Consider the following 24341-nt stretch of genomic DNA (forward strand, 5'->3'; position numbering starts at 1 on the left):
CTATTTCGCAATAGGGAAGGTTAATGTAGCTCGAATAATATGGCTTTCATATTTGTCGCCGTTACCCTCTGCAACGTGCTGAACTCGAACCATCCAAAGACCAGAGTTGGAGATATGAATTTTTGCAATGCCATCACCGTACGGCTCTGTGGTGTAAGCATAGGTGTTTTCTGTGTCTGTAAAGCCTTTGTAGGTGGCGAATACATTTTCTGGTGCTACAGGCTTGCCGTCGAACAGGACTTTCACGCGGATATCATCGCCAACACATGCTGTAAGTGGGTTATCCACAGGAACAATTTCTAGCAGGTGGCCGACGGTGCGGTCAAATTTTGCAGTGTTGCCATCTACAGGAAGAATGGATTTTGCAAATTTTTCATATTTTCTTGTAAGAATAACACCTTGTAATGTTGATTTGTCTCCTTTTTTCCAACCGGTTGTTGTCTTGCTCCAGACTTCTCCTTTACGGTGGGCGGAGATAACAGCAGCTTCATCAGATTTAAGTGTTACGCTTCCATCCCACGTAAAGTACGGTTTGTTCGGGTACAGGGTGACATCACTTCCATCGTACGATGCAGCAACGCTTTCAGCTGCTTCGAGTTCTTCACTGCGCATAAAGGAGTGAGAAGAAGCGAGGCTGAACGGGAGTTTTTGTCCTTCATGGTAGGATTGCCACTGTTGTGGCACAAGAATGAATTCATGGGCGTATGCGAAGGAAGTGGTTGCGAGCAGTAAAACTAAACACATTAAGATGACACTTTTCTTCATTTCGTTCTCCTTTGGTAGCACGAATATTTATTTTTTATACAGCTAGCAATCGTGATGAAAGAAGTCAACAGGCATATCTGCAATATGTTTGGTATGTTATTAGGATGAGGGCTTTGTGCTCGTTCTTTGGCTGTTTTGAAATGTGTTACTTTTCTTAGCAAAGTGTGCTTTCGGCGGGGTTCAGAGATATTTACGCATGCTTTTTTGATGACAAAGAATAGGCGCTGAAGATAAAAAATATTTTGTACCCTACGTAACAGACATATGGTTATAGTTTGCGAGTGTGTGATGTCCTGAATGAGAGTCGGTAGTGGAACTTGTGGTTGAAGGCGAATAAATAACGAGAGATGGAGCAACGATTGAGGAACGATGTACAGCAGGCGGTTGGCGGGTTGATTCCTGTGGCGCTAACGCATTGCGCTGAGTATGAGTACAAGACAGTGCACAAGGCAGTGCGGGACTGTTTACAGGCGATTAATTTTGCACCTGCAACAGGTGCAAAGGTATTGGTAAAACCTAATTTGCTGAAGGCAGATAGTAATGGGTTGTGTTGTACTCACCCAGCTGTCGTGGAAGCCGTCTGTGAAGTATTGCTTGAACACGGGTGTGCGGTAACAGTCGGAGACTCTCCTGTTTTGGGTTCTGCTGTATCGGTTGCACGAAGTATTGGCCTCTTTGAGCGGTTGGAGCGGTTCAATGTGCCGATAATCACGTTGGATTCTCCGAAATGTGTGACGTTTGAAAGCGGTAGTTCTATAGGTATTTCACGGAGTGCCCTTGAGTGTGATTTGCTGCTGAATATACCACGTATGAAGGCTCATTGTCAGATGCGAACAACGTTTGCAGTGAAAAATTTGTTTGGGTGTGTGAGTGGTGTCCGTAAGGCTATTGCACATTCTAAACACGGAGATAAGGCAAACGCCTTCAGAGAATTGTTGGTTGATGTTGCTTTAGCTTTGCCAGAATGTGTAAGTGTCGTGGATGGGATTACCTGTATGCATAAGACAGGGCCAATTTTTGGTGTTCCATATTCGCTGGGACTTATCGGTGCGGCTGGTGATCCTGTGTCACTTGATACTGCTTTGTATTCGATACTGAATTGTAGCGTCGAAGAAATGCCATTGTGGAAGGAGTTGCAACGTAAGAACGTGCGCGGCGCTTTTGAGGAGCATCTTGAATATGTATTAGCTACACCGCAAGAGTTTAATGCCGAAGGGTTTATGCTTCCGGTTGAGCTTACACCCGAAACCTTTCACCCTGTCCGCTTACTGCAAAGCAGTTTGAAGCGTTTATGGAAACGTTATATTTGTCCGTAACCTAGTGTCCCACTTGCTGGGCGCGCACAGCCCGTTGATGGTTTTCCAGTTCCATTGAGAGTTTTGGAAGCGGGTGCTCAATGGTTAGCGTTTGTCCATGCATGGTTACTAAGGTTCCTGCTGCAACTGTGCCGCGAATAATGATACGGTGAGCAGAATGTGTAACGCGCGGAGTAACACGGTTTGCAATGGATTTACGAATCCGTTTGGCTTTTTCCAGTAGCTTATCCGCTCGGTGACGCATGGAGCCGGAAAGCTCTTTTTCCTGACTTCTTCTGATCCAGTCGTCCAACTTAGAGATAGATTGTGATAAGACAGTTTCGGCCTCGGATGTTATTTTTCGTAGAGCATTCGGGGAACTCGCCTCATTTGTAATAATAAGAATGGGGGGTGCACCATTTTCGCCACCTGCTCCAGCAATATTTATTTCACTTCCGGCAACTAATGTGCTGCCAAGTACTGTTCCTTTTTCTGAACAAGTCCGGATGGAATTTCCGGCTGTAAGTTCTGAATTTACAATGGAACCGGACGTCACAATACTGTGTGCTGCGACAACATCTGCATTATGCATGTGGTTTGCGTATACAGATCCCCTCGACGTAATTGTGCTGTTTTTATTCATAATTATTGCACCGGAAACAAATACATCACCACCGCAGGTGATGTTCCCCTGATCTACGTTGCCGTCTATAATTACATGCTGTTGGGCTTGCACAGTAAAACCCGGTGTGATTGAGCCGGTAATGTGTACAGAACCCTGTTGCGCAATAATATTTCCAGTTTTCATGTTCACATCACCTTCAATACGCAAGACATCTGTAATGGAAAGAATGTCATCACGGATGCTCATAAGTCCCTTGCAAGAAGAATAATATACTGTGTGTCCATCGTGTTGAGGGATTCCGTAGAGATTTTTTCCAATACTTAGCATTCTTGTTTCGTTAGTGGTAAGGGTTGGTTGCTCCATCACTGGAAGCGCATTGCCGAAGACATCAAAACCGTTGGATGACTCAGGTGCTGGTAGTTGTACGGCAATTGGTGTGTGAGCTGGAACTTCTGCAAAAAAACCTTGGTCCTTATAGTCAACGGGAGCGGAGGATTTTTGCATAGTTCGCAGTATTCGTTCCGGCAGCAACGGCAGAATAATGGGAGGCTCCTCGTGGGTTGGAGGTCTGCCTTTGCAGATTGGAACCATTCGAACAGGATGCCCTTGTGTCATGGCCTTACGAGCGGCTGAGTTGAATCGTGCAGTGTCTATGGGGGCATTAACATCTAGCTGCCAGAGTGCGGCTGCGTAATGGCTGAGTAGTAGTGAATTACCTTTAAAATCTCTATGATACACATCGGCGTAGACAGTCATTCCATCATTTGCCGGATACAAAATAGGGCGAACAACAATTTTATTGTTATCTACATAAAGAATTCCAAGCGCTGTCGCATAGATTTTATCTGTTGCAGTATCGATGGAATAATTGTGCGATTGATTCAGGTCTTCCTCTTCGTTTCCTATCTCAGAAGTGAGGTAGAAGTGAGGAAGGCGTAAGGCTTTTCCTATGCAAGTTCCGGGTGTTACAGGGAGTAAAGGATTGCCTTGCAGTTCTATGTATCTGGAAAATATAGATTCTTCTTCACTGAGAATGGGGTTGTTATATGACATACTATCCTCCGAACACTGGTTCTTTGCAGAAATAAGCAAGAATAAGAGTGAGTAGGGACTTTTTAGTATGTGCTATTTTACTCTGCGATTCTACATAGCTATGGTATATGTTTGACTATACTGGTTGATAATAAAAGAAATAGTGTTGTTTTGCAGTGCGCTGTAGATGGCTGCTTGTAGTACTTGCCTTTTTTAGCAGCAGGAGTAGGTTCAGCCCGGCCATACAGGGTGATCAGATGTAATCATCAATTGATGAATTGATGTTGGAGATAATGAAATGAATTCTCTTCCTATTGGACTGTTTGATTCCGGTGTTGGCGGGTTAACTGTGCTTAAAGCATTACGTTCTACCTTGCCGTGCGAAGAAATATTGTATCTTGGTGATACCGCTCGTTTGCCTTACGGAACAAAGAGTCAGGAAACTATTATCCGCTATGCTGTGCAGGCTGCGGGAAAGCTGGTGGAACGTGGCGTTAAAATGCTTGTTATCGCCTGTAATACTGCCAGCTCTGTAGCTATCGAGCCGTTGCAGAAGGCTTTTCCGGATATTCCCGTGCTGGGCGTTGTTAAGCCCGGTGCGGCTGCAAGCTGTGCAGCTACAGAGAATGGAAGCATAGTTGTCCTTGCTACAGAATCTACCATTCGCGGTAATGCATACCAGCGGGAGATTTATTCGCTACGTCCGGATGTTGACGTTACAGGGCTTCCGTGCCCGTTGTTTGTCCCTTTGGCAGAAGAAGGTTGGACAGACGGTGAGCTTGTTGAAGGTATTATCGCTCGTTATCTGGACCCGCTCTTTGCTTCTCCACTTGAGACCGCACAGGAAAAAGCCCCAGATACAATCGTGCTCGGCTGTACGCACTTTCCGTTGCTCGCTCCATCCATTCGTAATGTTGTAGGGGATGCGATCCATATTGTTGATTCGGCAGAAACCACAGCACAGGAAGTGAAAAAAGTACTTTCCGAACGCGGTCTGCTTCAAAAAAACACGGTCTGTGGCGGAACAAAATTTCTGACCACAGACGATATCTCACGTTTTGCCAGAACCGGTAGCTGGTTTCTTGGGCTGCCTATCGAAGTTGGTGACGTTGAGTTAGTCGATCTGTAATTACATAGATCAGAACCTTAAAGGCTGAGAGAGTCTTCTGCTTTGCCGCGTGGTGAAATTACTCATGACTTGAGTGTCACTAACGCGTTGAAAGAGAAGGCTGTTTCAGCCTTTTTTTTATTTCCCACCATGCAAAGTCAAAAGTAGCGCGTTGTTTATGCGTAAATAAATCGCATAGAAAGACAGTATGGTCTTGCAGTTGAGAGGTTGTACCTGCTCTGTGGGCAGCAGATCCCCCTTCTTGAAGAGTCGTTGGAGGCATATTTTCATATCATTTTTTTACATAGTGTCGGGTGTATATTGGTTGGGATGGACAACACTCAACCTTCACTACAGCACAATGGAGAAGACGATGAGACATGGTGGACTGATGCGGTGCGGTCGCATCTATGCCGGAGTTATACTTCTGTTTCTGTTTATTATGTGCAGCTTGGGAAACTGTGCTCAACAGGCATCACAACTGGTTGCAGTTGCGGTTCAAGCTAAAGCTTCCCCGCTACATCTTCGTGGAACCACATATACTCCGCTTCCTGCACAGCCTGTAATATATCCACGAACATCCCTTGCTTATTATACTCCTGAGGCACAGAATATTACCTTTCCGCCTGGAAAAGTTTTCTTTATTTCGGCTTTTGGTGACAGCCTTATTTCTGGATATGGGCTTGATAACGCCATGAACTCGTTTCCTGTGGTTTTACAGGAGACGCTGCGTGAGCTGGGATATCCTGTGGTTGTGGATAATGATGGAATTGCGGGGAACACAACAGCGCAGGGGCACGCCCGTTTACCTAAAATTCTGCTGACGAGACCGGACATTATTATTCTGGAGCTGGGTGCGAATGACATGTTGCAGCGTCGAAGCGTGCCGCGCATGAAAGCGAATTTAGCAGCGATGATTCGTGAAATACAGGACTTAAATATTCACTTGCTGCTTACCGGCATGTATTCAGTTCCGCATTTTGGGCAGAAATATGCCGATAGTTTTGATGCCGTATTTCCTGATCTTGCTGCAAAGTATAATGTAGCATTTTACCCGTTTTTCCTTGAAGGTGTAGCGCTTGATCATTCCTTGAATCAGGAGGACGGCTACCATCCTAATGCAGATGGGGTTAAGGTTATAGTGGGTAATATTCTCCCATACATCGTGAAGCAGATTGAACTGATCTGTACGCAACAGCTTTAAAAACAGGCTGTATAATCTGCTTGTTAAGAGAGGTTGTTGCAGGCATAGTATGCTTATATTGTAACAGCTTTTCCTTGGAGGAATGAAAGAATGACAAAATATGAATGCCCTTGTGGATATATTTATGATCCTGAAGTTGGAGACATTGAAAACAATATTCCACCAGACACTGCATTTGAAGATTTACCAGAGGACTGGGTATGTCCACTCTGTGGTGCTGCAAAGGAATTCTTTGAACCTATCGAGTAAATTACCCAAAAAAATTAAAAGCGGTTTTGATCTGTTGAAGAATGAAATCGCTTTTTTTATTTCTTATATTTTAGTGTGATATTGATTATTTTGCGCCTGCCCAGCTGTGTGGTAGTATGTTGTGACGAACACTCAGGGGGCAAGATCTTTGTTACTATTTCGTAATGCCAAATTTTCTTTAGCGACAAAGTTTGCTGTTGCGGCAGCAATCTTTTTTAGTTGTTCAGGGCTGGTGGTGCTTTGTGCATTGCTAACACTTGCAGCCAGTTCTCCGCTTACGCCTGTAGATATCTTATGGCTTATGGCTTGCTGTGCTGCCATTACTGTGCCCTGTTTTTATTACCTGTTCAATAAGTTGTGCAGGGGGCTAGTGTGCCGCCCTCTTGAAGCGCTAACTCACACCGCTACAGAGCTTGGTAGTGCGCCACTTCCTACAGAAATCCCCAAAGAGATAGAGCTTGATGCCCTGACCATGGCTCTTGTGCGTTCTGGTGAAGTGTTCAGCAGGCGAATGCAGAATGCAACAGAACGTCGCTCGTATTTTGAGTCGTTGTTTAAAGGGATGCCCGGGTATGTATCCGTTGTCGATACCTCATTCACAATTGTCCATGCCAATAATGCGTTTATGGAAACCTTTGCTATTGCAGAAGGGCGTTCCTGTCGGCATGTCTGTACCCGAGAATTTCCGGGGGGCAATTGTCCAGTTGCTAAGGTCTTTATGACGCAGGAACCTGTAGTTGTAACAGAGGAAGGGATATATCCTGATGGTACGGCTGCGCTGTGGTTGGTAAGTGTTTCTCCAGTGTTCGATGCAATGGGTCAGCTTACAGCTGCCATTGAATCCCGCCTTGATATTTCTGAAGTAGTTAAAGCAGACAATTGTAGGCTGTACGGAGTTTAGTATTTTTCCGACAGGATAGTTGTGACTCTCGCCTATATGGGTGTTGAGCGCTTTGTTGCGTCCAAAAGAAAGCCCCCTGTAATCGGGGGGGGGATGATTACAGGGGGCAAGATAGGTTGGTCTGAATCTACGCCTCGGAATTAGAACCATAACAGTAGGGGGGGGAAGTCCGCTATGGTTCGCACCGTATTCAGAGCCTAAGCACGACGGTTGGTACGTTGGGGGGGGACGCCTAATCGCTGGCAATCCAACCGTCTGCTCCTCATATAGCATCTACTGTGCCAAAATGTTAAGTTTGCTGTTGTTAAAAAAACATCGATAAAACAGTCTGTTACAGATTTGTTGAAATTTGCTTATGTCAAAAATTTGTTGGAGAGATAAAAAACGTGCGAAAATGCACGTGCGAAAGTGCACACCGTGCGATATCGCACGTGTTATGAAATCTTCCGGTGAAGGGCATATCTGGAAATACCAAGATATTGGGCTGTCTTTGTTTTGTTTCCGTCAAATTTTGCAAGAGCTTTGCGAATAACTGATAGGGTTAGATCTTCAAGGCTAAATGGCGTATCCGGCAGAATAATTGCGGATGATGCAATATCAATAGACGGTAACGGGCAAGGCTGATGAAGAGGAACTGTAATATCCGGAATGCTGTCGGTTGAACGTGATGCTGTCAAAAATTCAATATGTTCCGGACGAAGCTCAATGTCGTCATGGATAAGCACAGCGCGTTCAATGGTGTTTTCCAGTTCGCGAACGTTCCCCGGCCAAGGGTGCTCGCAGAGTAACGTCAATGTTTCCGGAGCAATGCTACGAAAATCTTTGCCTTTACGTTTTACTTGGTTACGCAGAAACAGTGAGGCCATCTTAGGAATATCATCTTGTCGTTCACGTAATGGTGGAAGGCGTAAGTGACCTACAGTTAATCTGTGATAGAGGTCGCGACGGAAGAGGCCTTCTTCTACCATCCTCTCAAGATTTTTGTTACCGGCACCAATAATGCGGGCTGTGAAACGTTTTTTCTGTAGACCGCCTACTCTGTAGAAGGTTCTATCTTCCAGAACTCTCAAGAGCTTGGGTTGCAAGTGCAAGGGCATTTCTGCAATTTCATCAAGAAAGAGCGTTCCGTTACCTGCTAATTCGAGTTTACCGGCAGACCCTCCGGCGCGGGAGCCTGTGTAGGCTCCGGCTTCGTATCCGAATAGTTCGCTTTCAAACAGGGATTCCGCAATCGCTGAACAGTTCAAGGCAACAAAGGGAGTATCGCAGTGGGTATCCCCATGGTGAACAAGGCGCGCAATAACTTCTTTGCCTGTCCCTGTCTCCCCTTCAATGAGGACAGGAACATCCGGCTCGTGATGAAAGATTGTGGCATCGCGGATAATTTCCTGCATTCTTGATGAACCGGAGATGATTTCTCCAATTCCGGATACGTTGCGTAATTGTGAGCGCATCTTCTCCAAGTCTTCCTGCAACGATTCTTTAGCTTCTGCTACCCGTTCTTCCATGTTCTGCTTAAGATCTGTATTTTCAAAAAGCAGTGTTTGATGCTCTGCGCTGCGTTCCACAGCAGCGGCGAGTTCCCGCGCATTGATAGGCTTATTCAAGTAATCATAAGCACCATTGCGTAATGCGGTAATGGCGGTATCCATGTCTCCATGCCCAGTGATGATGATTACATCACTGCGTTTGCTTGTTTCGCATGCTTTTAACTCTGCAAGCAGGGTAAGGCCGTCCATTGTCGGCATTTTGATATCTGTAATAATGAGTGGGTAATAGCTTTCTTTTGCATGGTTCAGTGCAGCAACGGGTTCACTGAACGTCGTTGGCTGGTGCCCCAAGTCAGTGAGCACAACGCTTAAACTTTGCAGGCTGGTGGAGTTGTCATCAACAATGAGTATTCGCATACAGATCTCTTAAGCAGACGGAGCCTTTGGAAGTAAGATTTTAATAAGTGTCCCTTTATTGTCAGCGAGTGGGGATTCAGCAGTAATTGTTCCTTCCCAGCTGGTTACGAATGTGTGTACCAGCGCAAGTCCAAGCCCCATATTTTTTCCTGATTCTTTTGTAGTGAAGAATGGATCAAATATCTTGTCACCGAGCCCTTTCAACCCCGGGCCGTTATCCCTGATGCTGAGCAGGATATAGCCGTCATCTGTTTCGCGTGTTGTAATCGAAATACGCCGTTCACCTTCTGTGTTTTCAAGTGCATGAACAGCATTCATCACGATGTTGATCACCGTTTGTTCCAGCTGGATAGGCAGTGCAAGAACATATGGCAGGTTGTCTTGCAACTGTTCCTGAACAGTTATGCTTTGGGTGTCCAGCTTACTTTGCAGTAAGGTGAGTGTCTGCATGACGGCATGGTTTACGTCAGATTGTTGAAGCGGGAATGAACCCTGATGACGCACAAGTGAGCGCATGTGCCTAATAATATCTTCAATAGTTGCGGTTTCCCGTAGAATCCATCCAAGACGTTCCTGCAAGATTTCGGTCGGTACGGTGTCATGTTTTTCAACCATTAAATCCAGTCCACTGGCGTAAAGCCGCAGTGCAGACAAGGGTTGGTTGATTTCGTGGGCGATACCGGCGGCAAGAGTGCTCATGGCTTCTAGCTTGCGTAATTGCTGGGTTCGCTGAGCTACCTTTTTCTTTTCGGTAATATCTTCCAGAAGAATAATTGCTGAAGAAAAAAGTTTTGTTCGGTGGAGCGGGCATGCTGTAATCCGAAATGTATATTCAGTTCCATCACGGGATGTAGAAAATTCGCACTCGTGCTCCTGACCATCCTTAATTGTAAGGTTGGTAGTTTTGTCGAGCAGGCATTCTCCGTCTTCATCAAGCTTAGTGAGGATGCTAGGGCAGCTTACAGGATATGATTCATCATGTAGTTTAAACCAGTTGCGGAATTGGCTGTTGGCTGCCGTAATGTTTTGTTGTCCGTCGATAACCGCAATAGCCAGCGAAAGGTTATTGGTGATCAGGTGATACTGGCGCTCTGTAATTGCAAGTTTTTCCTGAAAACGGGTGAGCTGTGTGATATCCAGCCCCATAAGCAGGATAAGCTGTTCACCGTCGGTATCCGTAAACGGGTAGCTTAAGAAACGGTAAGAACGTCCTGATCGCGGGCTTTTCCATGCAGAAAAAGACGGTGAGCCGGTTTCAAAGACATCAAACGGCGGTAAGTACGGATGGGTAGGTGTTCCGGAATAGTCTGTGTTTCCAGTGAATGCGTGGTAGCAGGAGTCTCCTATTTTTAATTGTACCTGTTCACTGAATGGTTTGTTGATGTAGCGCAGGGTAAACTGTGGTGTGACCAGCGCTACGAACTCTGGAAGTTTATCCAGAATAGCAAGCAGGTTAAGACGTTGGCGGTCAGATTGCTTTTGCGTAGGATAGATGTCCGAACCGAGGGAAAGAGTGCTGCTTATGACCTTACTCCCATCGGGAAGGCGCAGCGGACGCGGATGCACAAGGATAGTAACCTTTTGGCCGTAACTGTCATAAAAGAATAAGGGAAATGAATTTACTTTTCCTGCCACCTGCAATTGAATGTGATGCGACAGCGTTGAAAGATTTTCTGGTTGAAGAAGCTGGATTTTCAGGTTTTGCAGAACATCCTTGCGTTCCCATCCCAGAGATGAAGATAGAAAGCTACGCACGTAATCAAGATCAAGGCTCTGATCTGAAGAACAGGAGTCACTTAATTGGCGCAACAGGCAGGAGACAGCTTCCGGCAACTGAGTGGATGAGTATGATGGTGTAGCGGTTGGCAGTAGCTGTGTCATGAGCTCTCCGAACAGAGCAATATTAAGAGAGTTTCTTCATATTGCGCGTAATTTCTTTTGTGGTCTTACTACTGAGTGCTTCAAGCTGTTGCAACTGCTCAGAAGAGACCTGCTGCGTATTGCTGGCTGCTGTGTAGATTTGCATGAGCGCGTTGCCGAGACTATTTGCACCGATGTTGAATGCTGCAGCTGCAAATGACTGACTATGCAGTGCCGCTTTATCATAAGCTTTTTCTTGCAAAAAGAGTTTCAATCCATACAGACGTTCCTCAACTTCGTCTACAAAGAGAGAGTAGAGTCTGCATATTAACTCGGTGTCTTCTTCAAGGCGTGCTAATGTTCCTTCAACATCAAGAAGTTGCGTCATATCAGTTTTTGTAACTTTTTTTTCCGGTTGTGCCGGTAGTTCTTCCGGTTGAATGACTCGTGCAATTTCTCGATAAAATTCAGAGGCATGAATTGGTTTTGCTACATACCCATCCATACCGGCTTCGATAAATCGCTCTTTATCCCCTTTGAGCGCGAAAGCAGTTACCGCGATAATCGGAAGGTTGGTCGGTGTATCTGGAATTGTTCCGGAACGTATATGTTTCATGGCTTCCAGGCCTGTTAGGAACGGAAGTTTAATTTCTGTTATGACAAGATCAATGGATTCTGATGCCAATAATTCAAGCAGCTCTGCTCCATTTGAAGTGACGTGGCATGCAAAGCCTTTTTTTTCCAGTAACTCGAAAAGTAGTTTTTGGCCGACAACGTTGTTATCGGCAATTGCAACATGTAGTCCAGGAGGGAATTCTGGAATAGTTTCAGGTTCTGCAATTTCTTCTTCAACTTTACCGTGTTCAAACTGGGCAGTGAAGTGAAAGGTGCTGCCTGCGCCCGGTTTACTTCGCACCCAGATGGTTCCATTCATAAGTTCAACAAGGTCACGGCATATGGCAAGACCAAGACCTGTCCCGCGGATAGGCGTTTTCTCTTCTGACAGTACCTGTTTGTATGGGTCAAAAATATAGTTCTGTTCTTCCTCTGTAATACCGATGCCAGTATCCCTGACGGAAAACAGGAGCATACGGTATTTAGGCGTAGGCATATGCTGTTGTTCTGCGTATGCCCCGAGCGTTGCAAGGTCAGAGATTTCAAGTGAGATGCTGCCCTGTTCTGTGAACTTGATTGCGTTTGAAATCAGGTTGGTAATAATTTGTGATAAACGTGTTGGATCACCTTTTAGTATCCTCGGCACAAATGTTGGGATGTCGTATGTGATGGTGATCTTTTTTTTGTGTGCTTTCGGTGTATGTGCACGGATAATTTTATTAATCACTTTTTCTAGATCAAATCGCTTTGGCGTCAGTGCTAGTTGACGTGCTTCAATACGGGATAAGTCGAGAATGTCATTTAATATATCCAGCAGGTTTTCGGCAGAGTCCAGCACTGTTGTCATGTACTCTCGCTGTTCTTTGTCCAGTTCTGTTTCAAGTGCAAGGTCTGTCATACCGACAATGCCGTTGAGCGAGTTGCGTATCTCATGGCTCATGTTGGCAAAAAAACTCGATTTGGCACTGTTTTCCAGCTCTGCTTTGTGTCTGGCTTCAGTCAGGCGTGCTTCTTCGGAATGTTTGATGAGTGCAATTTCAATGGCAGAATGGAGTTTTCTTGCATCAAACGGTTTAAGAATAAAGCCGTATGGGTTGGCTGATTTTGCACGGTCAAATGTGTCCCTGTCAGAATACGCTGTGAGGAAAACGACAGGGGTCGAGTGTCTTGCGTTGAACACATGGGCAAGAGCTATGCCGTCCATTTCGCCTTTGAGATTGATGTCCATGAGGACCAAGTCAGGGGAGTGCTCCTCAGCTGCTTGTAGTGCACGCTCTGCTGTGTTGGCGATGGCGCAGACGCGGTATCCAAGAGTTTCCAGTGTACCTTTAATGTCCAACGCAACAATGCGTTCATCGTCGACTACAAGAATACTGATAGAGGCCATATTGTGTTCCCCGCTCTGCCGTATATGCGTAGCATGCAGCAACTTGTGTGGGCGCGCGCATGCGGCGTAAGATATTTCAAACAGCGGTGTCTTGCTGTTATGAAGGAAAAATACGTAAGACTATTGATGTATATGCAATAAATGCATCTAGTTGTCTAGACGGGGTGTGCGGAATTTTTATGCGGAAAAGCATAAAAAAAGGCGGTCAAAAGACCGCCTTAAAAAGCTGGAATATGCTCGACTACATAGTCTGAAGGTTCCAGACAACGCGGCCTATAATGTCTTCTGAACAGCGGTCCATTGGCAGGTACTGCTCTGGGTGGGCAGGGTTTTCACTGCGTAAGATGAAACGCTGATTTGCTGCATCAAGGAAGATGCGCTTGATAGAGATGCCTTCGTAAGGAACGTATACACCGTAAATTTCGCCGGAAAGGATATTGGTTTGAGCAGTATCAATACCAACAAATGCACCTTTCTTAATGAGTGGTTCCATGCTGGAGGCATCTACACGGAATACTTGAATTGTCGCACCAGCAAAAGATTGAGGGATGGACAGTTTGCCAACACTGGTAAAGCGGCGCGCTTCTTCACCGTCGTCAGAAACTTCAACATTTTGCATAGAGTGAATTGTTACGACAGCGCTGCGTGCATCTGGATCGCCAAATTTAGTAGGGTTTTCAAAAACCCGTCCAGCAGCAGGGCCTTCAACTGGCTGGTAGCCGTCTTCCTCTGTACGCAGATACATAGGGCCGACGCCTTTTTTAAGCCAGTCAGGGTTGAGACCAAATTTTTCAAACAGCTTCATGTACCAGTCGGAAGGTACAGAATCTCGACGCTTAGCATCAGAGATACTTGATTGACGGATATCAAGTACTTCCGCCAATTCAACCTGAGTTCTAGTATTTGTAGCTAGTTTTATACGTTCAAAAACTTCATCAAAGGTGGACACGGTGTCTCTCCCGCCAAGACGTTAGAATAAGCGTGTAGCTTACGGGGGGCTAGTCTTGTCGTTGAAAATTGCTGGGTATGTAGTGTAATTACTGCGAGATGTTTATTTAGAACAAACAAGGCAGTGCGCGAAACAATAGGGACATTGTTCTAATGCAAAATACATCTAAAAATTACGAGAATAGATTTTTAGATGACTAAAAGGTTTTTAGAACTCTTAGTGGATGCAAATACTCTTTGTGGACGGATTTGCAATGTTTTGTCAATATCGGGATGAATGGATATTCATTAAAAATTGTAAATCATTGCATTGAATACTGATGAGGAGTGTCAAGGACACTGCGTCTTGCGGTGAGTTCAAGACGTCAGCATCGCGTCTGGAGATAGAGTGAATTGCTTAAAAATTACATTAGAGAGAATCTAAATATAAAAAAGAGCGTAGCGGCATTGGTATATGATGCTGCTACGCTCTTTTGCATTGTTATTTACTGCATTTCATGAAGGAATTTGTTTTCCGGAGTCACGATAATGCGAGTCTTCTCTTTGAAGCTTTCTTGATATGCTTCCAGTGAACGCTGGAAGTTGTAGAAATCTTCATCTTTTCCAAGTGATTCTGCGTATATCTTCGTTGCGAGAGCGTCGCCTTGACCACGGATGATCTCAGCTTCTTTATTAGCTTTTGCAAGAATGATGGTACGCTCTTTGTTTGCAAGAGATTTAATAGTGATTGCCTGTTGCTGACCTTCAGAACGATATTGTTTTGCCTGACGTTCACGTTCTGCACGCATGCGCCCAAAAATAGCACGCTGGTTCTCCGGTGGAAGGTCGGTACGCTTGATGCGTACGTCAACAATTTCGATACCGTATGCTTTAATTAGATCGGATGAACGTTTAGTAACCTTCTGCATGATGTTGTCACGCTCAGTAGATACAATTTCAGTCAGTGTGTAGCGACCAAGGGCAGCACGTAACTGGGAGTATACAATATCATCCAGTCGTGCCTGAGCACCCGGAATTGTGCGCACGGTCTGGTAGAAAAGGAGTGGGTTAATGATGCGCCAGCGGGCGTAGTTGTCCAGCACAAGAGCTTTTTTGTCTTTTGTGAGGGCTTCTGCAGGCTGAGCATCATACTCCAGAAGGCGTGCATCAAAGTAGATCACGTTTTGGATAAACGGGATCTTGAAGTGCAGACCTGGTGCGTAAACTTTGTTGTCCGGTTTACCAAGCTGGAGAACAATAGCCTTTTCAGTCTGCTTAACAATGAATGCAGACTGGAACACTACAGCAACAATGAGAACCAGCAGAATAAGAATTGGAGTAGCTGTTTTTTTCATTACTTACTCCCTTTCATGCTGTCGTTGCTGAGCGGTAAAAATGGAATAGTTGGAGCAACGCCTTTGTTAGGAACAATAACTTTGTTGACTCCAGAACCGCTGAAAACTTTTTCCATAGTTTCTAAATACATACGCTTTTTAGTGATGGATTTAGCCTGATTGTATTCAGCAAGGATTGCAAGGAATCGTGATGCATCACCCTGAGCTTTGTTAACGGTAGATTCTTTATATGCCTGTGCCTGGTTGACGATTTCTGCTGCGGCACCGCGTGCTTTAGGCAAGATATCGTTACTGTAGGCCTCAGCTTCGTTGATAATACGGCTGCGGTCTTCACGGGCGCTGGCAACGTCTTTAAACGCGTCAACAACTTCTTTTGGTGGATGTACGTCCTGCATTTGTACAGCAACAATCTGGATACCAGCTTCGTAGCGATCCAGAATATCTTGCAGCAGCTTGCGGCAATCGTTCTGAATTTGCAGTTTCCCTTCTGTCAGTGCATTGTCAATTTGGTTGTGCCCGATAACTTCGCGCATTGCGGCTTCGGCAGCACTTTTAACAGTGACAGATTGCTGGGTAACATTAAAGAGGTAATCTACAGCATTGCTAATGCGGTACTGAACAATGAACTGAACATCGACAATGTTCTCATCACCAGTAAGCATGAGTGATTCCGCTTTGACAGTACGGGACTGTCCTTGCTGGAAGGATGAAGCTCTACCAGTAGAACGGAACCCGATCTCAATACGGCGGATTTGAGACACTTTAGGTTTATAAACTGTCTCAATAGGGTACGGAAGATGGTAGTGTGGACCAGGACCTGTTGTGGCAACATATTTGCCGAACTGGAGCACAACACCTTCTTCGTCAGGTTGTACAATGTAAATGCCGGATGCGAGCCACAGAAGAACAACTAAGGCAAGAGCGAACTTGCCCGCTGGGAAGTTAAGTCCCCGGAGTTTCTTCAGGCCATCGCCGATCGGATCAGAATCGTTGCCTTCTGGAGGTGTACTACCCCAGCCTGGCCCTTGACCCGATTGCCTCTGCCGCTTTTCTTGCAGTTTTTCCCAATCCCAATTCATAATATATGAAATTTAGGTCAGTTGTCTTAATAGGTCAAGCAGCATTCCCCTTAACAATTATAAGTCATTGTATAAATTTTACTATAGGATTCACGTTGGCGGGGGGTTAGGGGAATATGTTCCTGAAAAATACGAAAAATAGTATGATGCTGTGATATAATCAAAAAAACAAATTACGGGTGGGAAGATATCCTTCCGTGATATTAATGTGGTAATATTTCAATATAGTTCCTGAACTGTTTCATAAGCTGGACGGGCGTTGGCAAAAACCAGATTGCACAGCGTGTGTTGAATTGAACTCAAAGCGCAGAGGACACCAGCACGCAGTCGGATTGTTGCCCGTTAGAATATCAAGGATATGTATGCTGCGGAACAGTACAAATAAAGGAAGATGGTAACCCTCAAATAGAGGATAAACAGCAGGATTTGCTATGAAAAGACTGGAAGGTGTTCGCATGGAGCAGTGTATCGGGTGTCATTCCTGTTCACTCGCCTGTGCGCGACTTGTTCATAAAAAATTGTCATGGAATACTGCGGGAATACGAATTTCTTCTGCCGGTGGTCTTACCACGGGGTTTGAAGCACATATTTGCGTGGCGTGTGATCCGGCACCATGTGCGGAAGTGTGTCCCACTGCAGCCCTTAAGCCACGGAAGGGTGGGGGCGTTGTAGCAAAGCATGATAAATGCATTAAATGCGGAAAGTGTGCAGAGGCATGTCCAGTGGATGCTATTTACTACGATCCGGAAGATGATCTTCCGTATCTGTGCATCCACTGTGGACGTTGTGTTCCGTTTTGTCCGCATCACTGTATAGAGCTGCGTGAAATCCCAGCACACGAAGAATAAGGGAGCCTTACTATGAAAATGGATCCAAACTTCTCCCGCGTATTGCATGTAGATCTTGATGCAGGCAAAAGTGAAGTCCTGAAAATAGAAGACCGTCACATGCACATTGGCGGTAGCGGTCTTGCGGCTGTTCTTTATGAGAAATACGGTATTGATGATGCACCGGCAGATGACCCGCGACAGCCGTTGATTTTTGCTGTTGGTCCTCTAACTGGATTTTATCCGCTTATGAGTAAGGTTGTATGCGGTTTCCGTTCCCCATACACAGGACAATGGTCTGAAAGCCATGCCGGTGGGCGGCTTGCTTTATCTATTCGTTTTGCAGGGTACGATGCATTGATGATTACGGGTAAAGCTAACCAATTGAGCGCACTTGTTATAGGCTCCCGCTCATGTGAAGTAGAAAAAGTCCCCTATCTTCGCGGCAAAGATGTATTTGCCACTGGTAAGTTTCTGCGCCGTTTCGGTAAAAAGAATTCAGGGCATCGTTCTGCGATCCGTATTGGTCAAGCTGGTGAGCGCGGTGTTGCATTCGCCTGTATTAACGTGGATTCCTTCCGTCATTTCGGACGAATGGGATCCGGTGCGGCTATGGGCTTTAAGAATCTTAAGGGGATTGTTGTCTCAGGCGATGGTTCTTTCGATCTTCCAGAAGGGAAAGCCTATGCTGACATGATGAAAGATATTTATGAAGATATCACTGAAACAGGGAAAATGAAGAAGTACCATGACTTAGGTACTCCGCAGAATTTGATTCCGCTGAATGAGCTTAAGGCATTGCCATGGAATAACCTGCAAAAAACGTATGATGAACGTGTTGAGAATATTTCAGGTGAAACTTTTGCCAAACAACTCCTTCTTCGTCAGGTTGCATGTGCCGGATGTCCGGTTGGCTGTATCCATATAGGATTATTGCGGCAGCAGTTTGCCAGCGAGCACGAGTTTCTCTACAAACAGGTTTCGTACGACTATGAGCCGATTTTTGCGCAGGGCAGTATGCTTGGAATTACCAGTGCCGCGGATGTACTTGCCTTGTTGGATGAAACAGAAAAGCTTGGACTGGACTGCATGAGCGCGGGTGTTGCCCTTGCATGGGCGGCAGAAGCTTTTGAGAAGGGCATTATCACCAAAGAAGAAACTATTGTTGATCTCAAGTTCGGCGAGATGAAGGGCTTCCATGAGGGGCTTAAATTTATTGCCTCTGGTGAAAATGCATTCTATCAGGCTCTTTCTCGTGGTTCTATGGCAGCAGCAAAGCTGTATGGTGGTGAAGACTTTGCCTGTGTTCTCGGACAAGAAATGGCTGGTTATGCCACAGGTGAAGTGTTCTTTGTCGCTTCAGCTTACGGGTTCCGTCATTCGCACCTTGATACCGGTGGCTACGCATTCGATCAGAGTAACACAGAGAAGAATGTTGATAAGGCCATTGAATTTATGCTCGAAGATGAACGTGGTCGAATTTACATCAACAGCATGATGGGGTGTCTTTTTGCGCGTGGTACCTACGGGCCTGAAAAGTTAAAAGAAGCGCTCACAGCAGCAGGTTTTGGAAATATTGCCGATAATCTTGAAGAGGCCGGTCAGTATATCCAAAAATTGCGTTGGCAGCTGAAGTGTAGAACCGGATTTGATGTTGATGCAGTGAATATTCCAAAACGCTATAGCGAAGTGGTCACGTGGAAAGGTAAAATTGACACTGGGTACATGAACGAAGTAGCAAAGCGTTATGCCGCAGCCATTAAAGAGATGGCTCAATGTGGAGAATAGATAACAGCCTGCGGAGCAAATAGTGACGCAGCAGAACCGGAGAGCAGATGGGATTTTTTAGAAATAAACGCGGTCCGATAATCCGCGCCAAATCTTCTGGCGAATTCTTTTTGCGCGCAATGCTGCTGATCGCAGTGTTCGCAGTAGTGTCCGCTGCGTTCTGGTATCAGACAGAAAGTAGCTATAAAGAGATTCGCTCTCGGGGCACTGTGTATGATCAGACAGAGACACTGACTTCAGCACAGAAGTCAGCGTTACGCGATTATGCGTCTGCAATGCTTGAAAACTACGGTTTAAAACTGCGCATACAGGTGCGTAATACTCCGGTTGTGTTACCAGAAAAGCTGGATACCAAGACAGTGTTCATTGGCCTGAATCCTTATACCCGTCAGGTTCTTGTAGAGTTCCCGCCGTTATTGCGGAAGGCTTTGGGGGCAGACTACATGTATAAGTTGCAAAATGAATATTTTACACCATACTTTGAAAAGAATGAATGGCAACTGGGATTAGCAACAGCACTTCAAAAGCTATGGGATGACATGGGTGGAAAATAGTTGTCACCTCGTCCAAGACATACAAGAAAAAAAGCGGCAGGTCATAAGACTTGCCGCTTTCATTTTAATGTATATTTATCTTAGGTACAGCTTCTTAAAGGCATCATACCGCGCTCTGTTTGCTCCGAGGTCATATTTCCCAACGCGTGAAGTAGACCGAAATTGTACCTTCTGTGTCGTAGTATCAATGAAGAATTCCACATCATCATGGTATTTCATGATTGGCGAGACAAAGACTGCATGGATATAATCTTCATTTTGGGTCACGATTTTGTTGCTTCCCAGCTCTTGTAGACATTGCAAAATTTTATTCTTGGTTTGTTTTACAGAGCCGGTCATGGGAAGAGGTTCGACATGTTTTGATTCTATACCTGTTTGGCTGGAAACGGCATTGGGTGTTTCCGGCATGGCGGCAAATTGTCCGTTAGTTACACCGAGTTTTGGTGATATATCCGCAGACCACGTGCCCAAGTGTTTGAAAAATAGAAAACCGGCAAGCATCAGTGTGCACAAAATAATGAACAACCATTTAATGATTCCAGCAGCATTTGGTTTAGTTTTTTTCATAGTATTTAGATGTCTTGAGTGTAGGTTTGCGTGTTTGTAAACTTTCAGTATTTGCACAAATTTTTACTCAGTATAGCCCGAACAAGTCACAACGTGTGTATATTTTTTCATGGTGTTTATCTATCTATGAAGTAAAAAGCCCTTGAACAAGACGTTGTCATGGTGAAAAAAACTAGCCGTTCGTCTTTTTTTATGTTCCAAACTGAGCATACATTAACTTATGATGCATGAAACGCTTGCGGTTAACGTATCCATTTCTTCAATTAATATAGTATCCGAGTAAGGTTATAATGAAACATATTTTTCTTTATACAGATGGCTCTTGTCTTGGCAATCCAGGCCCAGGTGGTTGGGCAACCATCCTGCGATATGGTGAGTATGAAAAAGAGCTTTCAGGCGGTTTTGCGCTGACCACAAACAACAGAATGGAAATTCTGGCAGTTATTGAAGGTCTCGCAGCACTCAAAGAGCCATGTAAGGTCGAACTCTATACAGACTCTCAGTACGTGCGTAACGCTGTAGAGAAGAAATGGCTGGTCAATTGGCAGAAGAATGGTTGGAAGAATGCTTCCAAGAAACCAGTGAAAAACAAAGATCTTTGGGTGCGTCTGCTTCCGTATCTTGAAAAACATGATGTAACTCTCCACTGGGTACGTGGACATAATGGGCATCCTGAAAACGAACGCTGCGACGATCTTGCACGTGCTGAAGCTGGGAAGCCTGATTTACCTCCTGATGAAGGGCATGAAGCCGCGTAATATCTTAATGGAGGTTCATGGGTAGTGAGTTTGTTTCTCCCCTGTTGCTTCTAAGATCTTTCGTTTCTTGAGACCCAGTTCCCACTGGTGAAGCAAGACTTTTTAGGTTCTCTCAAAATTATATATGTGGAAGAAGGCTGTAGTTGAATATATTTGCGGCTTAAGTTTCACTTCTTTTCTGAAACAGAAAAGGCTGTCACAGTATGTTTGTGACAGCCTTTTTTATTACGTAATCCAAAGAAGGCGAACAAGACAGTTGCCTCGGTAGCAATAAGTTTAGATACGGGGAAATTTGTTATTGAAGCAAAGTGTGGTAAGAGTTCAGTATGTATGCAGAACTCTATTCTTTTATGGACTTTGAGATCCTCTGGAGCGGACTATTTTGTCCGCTGATGAGGCTTGTTCTCTCAATTTCATTTGGATTGGCTATCGGCAATATTATTGAAGTATTACATTGGGGGCGCTTTCTCGCTCGCATCTCGTCACCGCTCGTACGAATGGGGCATTTGCAGGATGTGTCCGGCGCAGCATTCACCATGGCTTTTTTTTCAAGCATTACGGCGAATACATATTTAGCTGAGCAATATGAGCAGGGAAAAATAATTAGAAAGGAACTGTATTTTTCTAACTTGCTGAACAGCGCACCGGTGCTTTTTATGCATCTGCCATCACTCTTTTTTCTTGCAGTGCCTTTTTTAGGTAAGGCAGCATTTTGGTATGTTGGAATAATTGTATCGGCGGCATTGTTTCGTACTGTAGGTACTGTATTCGCTGGGCGGATAATGCTTCCACCGGCACCGGAAGGCTGTATAACCTGTGAGCTGGATGACAATGCTTCCAACAGTGTGAAAGAGCTGATTCAGCGAGTTTCCTCACGATTTATACGTAGAATTAAGCGGGTGTTGCTTGTTACAATTCCTGTGTACACCATCGTATTTCTACTTAACCGTTCTGGAGCATTTGCTGCATTAAACGATATTATTGGAGGAAGTAACGGGCTGCTACCTTTCATTAGTCCGGAAGCAGCGGGTGTACTTATTCTCAGTCTGGCAGCTGAAATTGCAGCCTCTATGGCAGCCGCTGGAGCACTGCTGACAGAAGGGACCATTCAAACCAAAGATATTGTGTTAGCTTTGCTTGCTGGCAATATCTTATCTTCGCCGATGCGTGCAGTTCGACATCAGCTTGCTGTGTACATGGGCATATTTCCGCCGCGCCTTGCACTGTCGCTTATCGCTTGCAACCAAAGTGTTCGTGCTGCATCGCTAATTCTCTTTACTCTTGCTTATTATTTTTTTGGGTGATGCATCATTCCTATGTGCCTTGCGAAAGAGTTTTTTGTTCATTCTAAACAGTGTGGAGCGCTTTCTTTGGCCGCCGGAGGCAAAAAAGAAGAAGAGGATATTCCCATATCTAACCGTATAAAAACGAAGAACCCCGGCGCGGGTGGGGACCGGCCGGGGCTCAACTGACTTTAAGCTTACCTATCTGAAACTAAGCCCTAGCTGGACTTAGTCGCATTCAAAGCACGTTCCTGCGGGAATACCGGCAGGTAACGGTATGACAAGCTGAGAACGATAGCGCCATAGGCAATAACGAGTGCACTTGCACCCCATTCTGCCCAGTTTGGAGCGTATGTTTCCCAGGTGTCGAAAGGCATTACTGGCATAGCAAGAGCCTGAACCGTAAATACGTAACGGTTGATGGTAATGCCGATACAATCGAGCAGAGCTGCAGAGTAGAACAGAGCCGGATTGTCGCGCAGTTTCGGTGAAAGCAAAATGATACACGGAATTACGCCACAAAGGAACAGCTCTGACCACAGGAGCCACTTGCCGTAGATTGTCTGGTAGAAGTTCTGGTCAAAGGTGAGACCGGAACGTGGCAGTACGTCGACTGCCCATGCGTAGGTGTCTGCAAACTTGAATACGAGGTATACGAGCAGCATTGCACCAGCAATTTTACCCATGAGTTTTTTGATTTCCCAGCTAACCAGTTTCTTGCCAGTCATTTTTTCCATGATGGTTGCGATAAGTACGGTGAATACCGGACCGGAACCAACTGCGGAAATAACGAAGAGGAAGAATGTCCAAGGCCAGATGAAGAAACCATCACGGAGTACGTAAGGGCGACCAAAGAGAACGCCATACATACCACCGAGAGAACCCTGGTGGAAAGTGGAAAGGAACGCACCAATACCAGCAAACAGTGGCATCCAAACGTGCAGGTTGTGCGCGAGGTGATGCAGTACTGGAATTCTGTTAAGCTGCTTTTGTTCAAGGATCAGCGGAATGTATTCGATGATCAGAACAATCAGGTAACAGGTAATACAGAAGATAACTTCTGTAAGCATGGAGTGTACGTTCGCATGCCAGTAACCGAACCATGCACGAATCGGCTGACCAACGTCGAGCACGAGAATGAGCATAGCACCGGAGTAGCAAATAAAGCCGATAATAACGGTGAGGTTGATGATGTTTTTCAGCGGGTCGATGTTCAGAATGTATCTGAGCAGACCGGTGAAGAACGCACCAGCACCGAGAGCAATAACAGCAAGGTCAAAGGTAATCCAGAGACCAAAGCCGAAGTAGTCATCAAGGGCTGTAACGGCAAGGCCTTCAGCAAGCACTCGGAATGCAGCGTAAAGACCCCAAAGAGCTACAGCACCGACAAGTCCCATCCAGATAGAAAACTTCGTCAGAGAGCAGCGATTAGTGCCTTCTGGGAAGAGTTCATGATCTGCAGGAAGAGAGTAGTTCTTTCCCATGACTGTTACCCCTTAACCTTTTCGTCTTCCAGATAGTTATCGAGCTGACGCAGTACCCATTCACGGCGGCTAATGTAGTACACCTGTGTATCGGCACCGAGACGTTCGAGCAATCTGTGAGCGTATTTGGAGCTAGCAAGTTTAGCTACTTCATGTTCTTCGTTGTTAAGGTCACCGAAGGTGATAGCACCGTTAGGACAAGCCTCGGTACAGGAAGTAACGTATTCGCCTTCAGCCAGATCCATAGGATCACGACCTTCAACGATTGCTTTATCTTTTGCAGCCATCCAGCGGTGGTGACAGAAAGTACATTTTTCAACAACACCACGAGGACGCACAGATACGTCTGGAGTAAGAGCTTTCTCAAGTCCACCAGGCCATACCGGATCGCTCCAGTTGAAGTAGCGTGCGTGGTAAGGGCAAGCTGCCATACAGTAACGACAGCCGATGCAACGAGGAGTTACCTGGCTAACGATACCGCCCTCTTCGTTTTTGTCAGTCGCGATAACCGGACAAACAGAAACGCAAGGTGGGTGACCACACTGCTGGCAAGGGCGAGGCAGGTAGGCTACGTCGTGTTCAGGGTAAGGTTTACCGTTGGACAGTTCGTAGACTGTGATCCAGTTCATTACTTTGATTTTATTGGAAGCATCGACAACTGGTGCGAGGTTGTTTTCAGCCTGACATGCAACCATGCAGGCACCACAACCGGTACACTTGTCGAGGTCAATTGCCATGCCCCATTTGATAGTGAATTCTTTAGTTTGCATG

The 24341-nt window shown here is 45.4% G+C and carries 22 protein-coding genes; 10 read left to right on the plus strand and 12 right to left on the minus strand.

Annotated elements, in window-relative coordinates; genetic code table 11:
• Positions 1-765, minus strand: a complete 765-nt coding sequence (locus tag BUR09_RS07030) for a DUF4198 domain-containing protein (RefSeq protein WP_074216234.1) — start codon at positions 763-765, stop codon at positions 1-3.
• Between the two features lie 359 nt (positions 766-1124).
• Between BUR09_RS07030 and BUR09_RS07035 the strand changes: the two genes are divergently transcribed.
• Positions 1125-2081 (plus strand): DUF362 domain-containing protein, encoded by a 957-nt coding sequence (locus tag BUR09_RS07035; protein WP_175565999.1) that lies wholly within the window; start codon positions 1125-1127, stop codon positions 2079-2081.
• A 1-nt stretch (position 2082) separates the two neighbouring features.
• On the opposite strand, the gene BUR09_RS07040 is transcribed toward BUR09_RS07035, so the two are convergent.
• A complete protein-coding gene (locus BUR09_RS07040) occupies positions 2083-3738 on the minus strand; it encodes a DUF342 domain-containing protein (RefSeq protein ID WP_074216236.1) in 1656 nt (551 codons plus the stop codon).
• Positions 3739-4015: 277 nt separating this feature from the next.
• On the opposite strand from BUR09_RS07040, the gene murI reads away from it, so the two are divergent.
• The 3 genes from murI (at position 4016) to BUR09_RS07055 (ending at position 6278) form a co-directional block, all read left to right on the plus strand.
• Positions 4016-4846 (plus strand): glutamate racemase, encoded by an 831-nt coding sequence (gene murI / locus BUR09_RS07045; protein WP_074216237.1) that lies wholly within the window; start codon positions 4016-4018, stop codon positions 4844-4846.
• Positions 4847-5198: 352 nt separating this feature from the next.
• A complete protein-coding gene (locus tag BUR09_RS16540; RefSeq protein ID WP_175566000.1) occupies positions 5199-6029 on the plus strand; it encodes an arylesterase in 831 nt (276 codons plus the stop codon).
• 90 nt (positions 6030-6119) lie between these two features.
• The gene (locus BUR09_RS07055) at positions 6120-6278 is read left to right on the plus strand and encodes a rubredoxin (protein WP_074216238.1); all 159 of its coding nucleotides are present in this window, start codon (positions 6120-6122) and stop codon (positions 6276-6278) included.
• Between the two features lie 132 nt (positions 6279-6410).
• Here the strand turns inward: BUR09_RS07055 and BUR09_RS16825 are convergent, their stop codons facing one another.
• Positions 6411-6599 carry a hypothetical protein gene (locus BUR09_RS16825; protein ID WP_074216239.1) on the minus strand — a complete coding sequence of 63 codons (189 nt, stop codon included), beginning with the start codon at positions 6597-6599 and terminating at the stop codon, positions 6411-6413.
• 49 nt (positions 6600-6648) lie between these two features.
• Between BUR09_RS16825 and BUR09_RS07065 the strand changes: the two genes are divergently transcribed.
• A complete protein-coding gene (locus BUR09_RS07065) occupies positions 6649-7179 on the plus strand; it encodes a PAS domain-containing protein (RefSeq protein WP_074216240.1) in 531 nt (176 codons plus the stop codon).
• Positions 7180-7613: 434 nt separating this feature from the next.
• Here the strand turns inward: BUR09_RS07065 and BUR09_RS07070 are convergent, their stop codons facing one another.
• The 6 genes from BUR09_RS07070 to hflK form a co-directional block, all read right to left on the minus strand.
• Positions 7614-9086 carry a sigma-54-dependent transcriptional regulator gene (locus BUR09_RS07070; protein WP_074216241.1) on the minus strand — a complete coding sequence of 491 codons (1473 nt, stop codon included), beginning with the start codon at positions 9084-9086 and terminating at the stop codon, positions 7614-7616.
• Between the two features lie 9 nt (positions 9087-9095).
• The gene (locus BUR09_RS07075; protein ID WP_074216242.1) at positions 9096-10967 is read right to left on the minus strand and encodes a PAS domain-containing sensor histidine kinase; all 1872 of its coding nucleotides are present in this window, start codon (positions 10965-10967) and stop codon (positions 9096-9098) included.
• A gap of 22 nt (positions 10968-10989) precedes the next feature.
• Positions 10990-12948 carry a response regulator gene (locus BUR09_RS07080; protein ID WP_074216243.1) on the minus strand — a complete coding sequence of 653 codons (1959 nt, stop codon included), beginning with the start codon at positions 12946-12948 and terminating at the stop codon, positions 10990-10992.
• A 241-nt stretch (positions 12949-13189) separates the two neighbouring features.
• The gene (locus BUR09_RS07085) at positions 13190-13897 is read right to left on the minus strand and encodes a LexA family transcriptional regulator (RefSeq protein WP_074216244.1); all 708 of its coding nucleotides are present in this window, start codon (positions 13895-13897) and stop codon (positions 13190-13192) included.
• A gap of 484 nt (positions 13898-14381) precedes the next feature.
• On the minus strand, positions 14382-15230 hold the full coding sequence (hflC, locus tag BUR09_RS07090; protein WP_074216245.1) for a protease modulator HflC: 849 nt from the start codon (positions 15228-15230) through the stop codon (positions 14382-14384).
• A complete protein-coding gene (gene hflK / locus BUR09_RS07095; RefSeq protein WP_074216246.1) occupies positions 15230-16309 on the minus strand; it encodes an FtsH protease activity modulator HflK in 1080 nt (359 codons plus the stop codon). Before hflK ends, hflC begins: the two co-directional genes overlap by 1 nt.
• A 431-nt stretch (positions 16310-16740) precedes the next feature.
• Between hflK and BUR09_RS07100 the strand changes: the two genes are divergently transcribed.
• The 3 genes from BUR09_RS07100 to BUR09_RS07110 are packed head-to-tail and all read left to right on the plus strand — an operon-like array spanning position 16741 to position 19478.
• The gene (locus BUR09_RS07100) at positions 16741-17157 is read left to right on the plus strand and encodes a 4Fe-4S binding protein (RefSeq protein ID WP_074216247.1); all 417 of its coding nucleotides are present in this window, start codon (positions 16741-16743) and stop codon (positions 17155-17157) included.
• Positions 17158-17169: 12 nt separating this feature from the next.
• Complete coding sequence (locus tag BUR09_RS07105) at positions 17170-18924, plus strand: aldehyde ferredoxin oxidoreductase N-terminal domain-containing protein (protein ID WP_074216248.1); 1755 nt, start codon at positions 17170-17172, stop codon at positions 18922-18924.
• Between the two features lie 47 nt (positions 18925-18971).
• Entirely contained in the window at positions 18972-19478 is a 507-nt protein-coding gene (locus tag BUR09_RS07110) for a TPM domain-containing protein (RefSeq protein ID WP_074216249.1), read from the plus strand.
• A 75-nt stretch (positions 19479-19553) separates the two neighbouring features.
• Here the strand turns inward: BUR09_RS07110 and BUR09_RS07115 are convergent, their stop codons facing one another.
• The gene (locus BUR09_RS07115) at positions 19554-20045 is read right to left on the minus strand and encodes a DUF1499 domain-containing protein (RefSeq protein WP_084539370.1); all 492 of its coding nucleotides are present in this window, start codon (positions 20043-20045) and stop codon (positions 19554-19556) included.
• A gap of 290 nt (positions 20046-20335) precedes the next feature.
• On the opposite strand from BUR09_RS07115, the gene rnhA reads away from it, so the two are divergent.
• Together rnhA and BUR09_RS07125 are read left to right on the plus strand one after the other, a co-directional pair.
• Positions 20336-20803 (plus strand): ribonuclease HI, encoded by a 468-nt coding sequence (gene rnhA, locus BUR09_RS07120; protein ID WP_074216250.1) that lies wholly within the window; start codon positions 20336-20338, stop codon positions 20801-20803.
• A 326-nt stretch (positions 20804-21129) separates the two neighbouring features.
• On the plus strand, positions 21130-22107 hold the full coding sequence (locus tag BUR09_RS07125) for a hypothetical protein (RefSeq protein WP_084539371.1): 978 nt from the start codon (positions 21130-21132) through the stop codon (positions 22105-22107).
• A gap of 197 nt (positions 22108-22304) precedes the next feature.
• Here BUR09_RS07125 and qrcD read toward each other — a convergent pair whose 3' ends face one another.
• Together qrcD and qrcC are read right to left on the minus strand one after the other, a co-directional pair.
• On the minus strand, positions 22305-23570 hold the full coding sequence (gene qrcD / locus BUR09_RS07130) for a menaquinone reductase integral membrane subunit QrcD (protein ID WP_074216251.1): 1266 nt from the start codon (positions 23568-23570) through the stop codon (positions 22305-22307).
• A 5-nt stretch (positions 23571-23575) separates the two neighbouring features.
• Positions 23576-24340, minus strand: coding sequence for a menaquinone reductase iron-sulfur cluster-binding subunit QrcC (gene qrcC, locus BUR09_RS07135; protein ID WP_074216252.1), 765 nt, complete (start codon positions 24338-24340; stop codon positions 23576-23578).
• Position 24341 lies beyond the last annotated feature (1 nt).

The sequence above is a fragment of the Halodesulfovibrio marinisediminis DSM 17456 genome (assembly GCF_900129975.1).
In the GTDB taxonomy this organism is placed as follows: Bacteria; Desulfobacterota; Desulfovibrionia; order Desulfovibrionales; family Desulfovibrionaceae; genus Halodesulfovibrio; species Halodesulfovibrio marinisediminis.

Bases quoted from the DNA above. Each gene is read 5' to 3' on its own strand.
- BUR09_RS07030 (WP_074216234.1), bottom strand. From the start codon at position 765: ATGAAGAAAAGTGTCATCTTAATGTGTTTAGTTTTACTGCTCGCAACC.
- BUR09_RS07040 (WP_074216236.1), bottom strand. From the start codon at position 3,738: ATGTCATATAACAACCCCATTCTCAGTGAAGAAGAATCTATATTTTCC.
- murI (WP_074216237.1), top strand. From the start codon at position 4,016: ATGAATTCTCTTCCTATTGGACTGTTTGATTCCGGTGTTGGCGGGTTA.
- BUR09_RS16540 (WP_175566000.1), top strand. From the start codon at position 5,199: ATGAGACATGGTGGACTGATGCGGTGCGGTCGCATCTATGCCGGAGTT.
- BUR09_RS07055 (WP_074216238.1), top strand. From the start codon at position 6,120: ATGACAAAATATGAATGCCCTTGTGGATATATTTATGATCCTGAAGTT.
- BUR09_RS16825 (WP_074216239.1), bottom strand. From the start codon at position 6,599: ATGGCAGCACAGCAAGCCATAAGCCATAAGATATCTACAGGCGTAAGC.
- BUR09_RS07070 (WP_074216241.1), bottom strand. From the start codon at position 9,086: ATGCGAATACTCATTGTTGATGACAACTCCACCAGCCTGCAAAGTTTA.
- BUR09_RS07075 (WP_074216242.1), bottom strand. From the start codon at position 10,967: ATGACACAGCTACTGCCAACCGCTACACCATCATACTCATCCACTCAG.
- BUR09_RS07080 (WP_074216243.1), bottom strand. From the start codon at position 12,948: ATGGCCTCTATCAGTATTCTTGTAGTCGACGATGAACGCATTGTTGCG.
- hflC (WP_074216245.1), bottom strand. From the start codon at position 15,230: ATGAAAAAAACAGCTACTCCAATTCTTATTCTGCTGGTTCTCATTGTT.
- hflK (WP_074216246.1), bottom strand. From the start codon at position 16,309: ATGAATTGGGATTGGGAAAAACTGCAAGAAAAGCGGCAGAGGCAATCG.
- BUR09_RS07100 (WP_074216247.1), top strand. From the start codon at position 16,741: ATGAAAAGACTGGAAGGTGTTCGCATGGAGCAGTGTATCGGGTGTCAT.
- BUR09_RS07105 (WP_074216248.1), top strand. From the start codon at position 17,170: ATGAAAATGGATCCAAACTTCTCCCGCGTATTGCATGTAGATCTTGAT.
- BUR09_RS07110 (WP_074216249.1), top strand. From the start codon at position 18,972: ATGGGATTTTTTAGAAATAAACGCGGTCCGATAATCCGCGCCAAATCT.
- BUR09_RS07115 (WP_084539370.1), bottom strand. From the start codon at position 20,045: ATGAAAAAAACTAAACCAAATGCTGCTGGAATCATTAAATGGTTGTTC.
- rnhA (WP_074216250.1), top strand. From the start codon at position 20,336: ATGAAACATATTTTTCTTTATACAGATGGCTCTTGTCTTGGCAATCCA.
- BUR09_RS07125 (WP_084539371.1), top strand. From the start codon at position 21,130: ATGTATGCAGAACTCTATTCTTTTATGGACTTTGAGATCCTCTGGAGC.
- qrcD (WP_074216251.1), bottom strand. From the start codon at position 23,570: ATGGGAAAGAACTACTCTCTTCCTGCAGATCATGAACTCTTCCCAGAA.
- qrcC (WP_074216252.1), bottom strand. From the start codon at position 24,340: ATGCAAACTAAAGAATTCACTATCAAATGGGGCATGGCAATTGACCTC.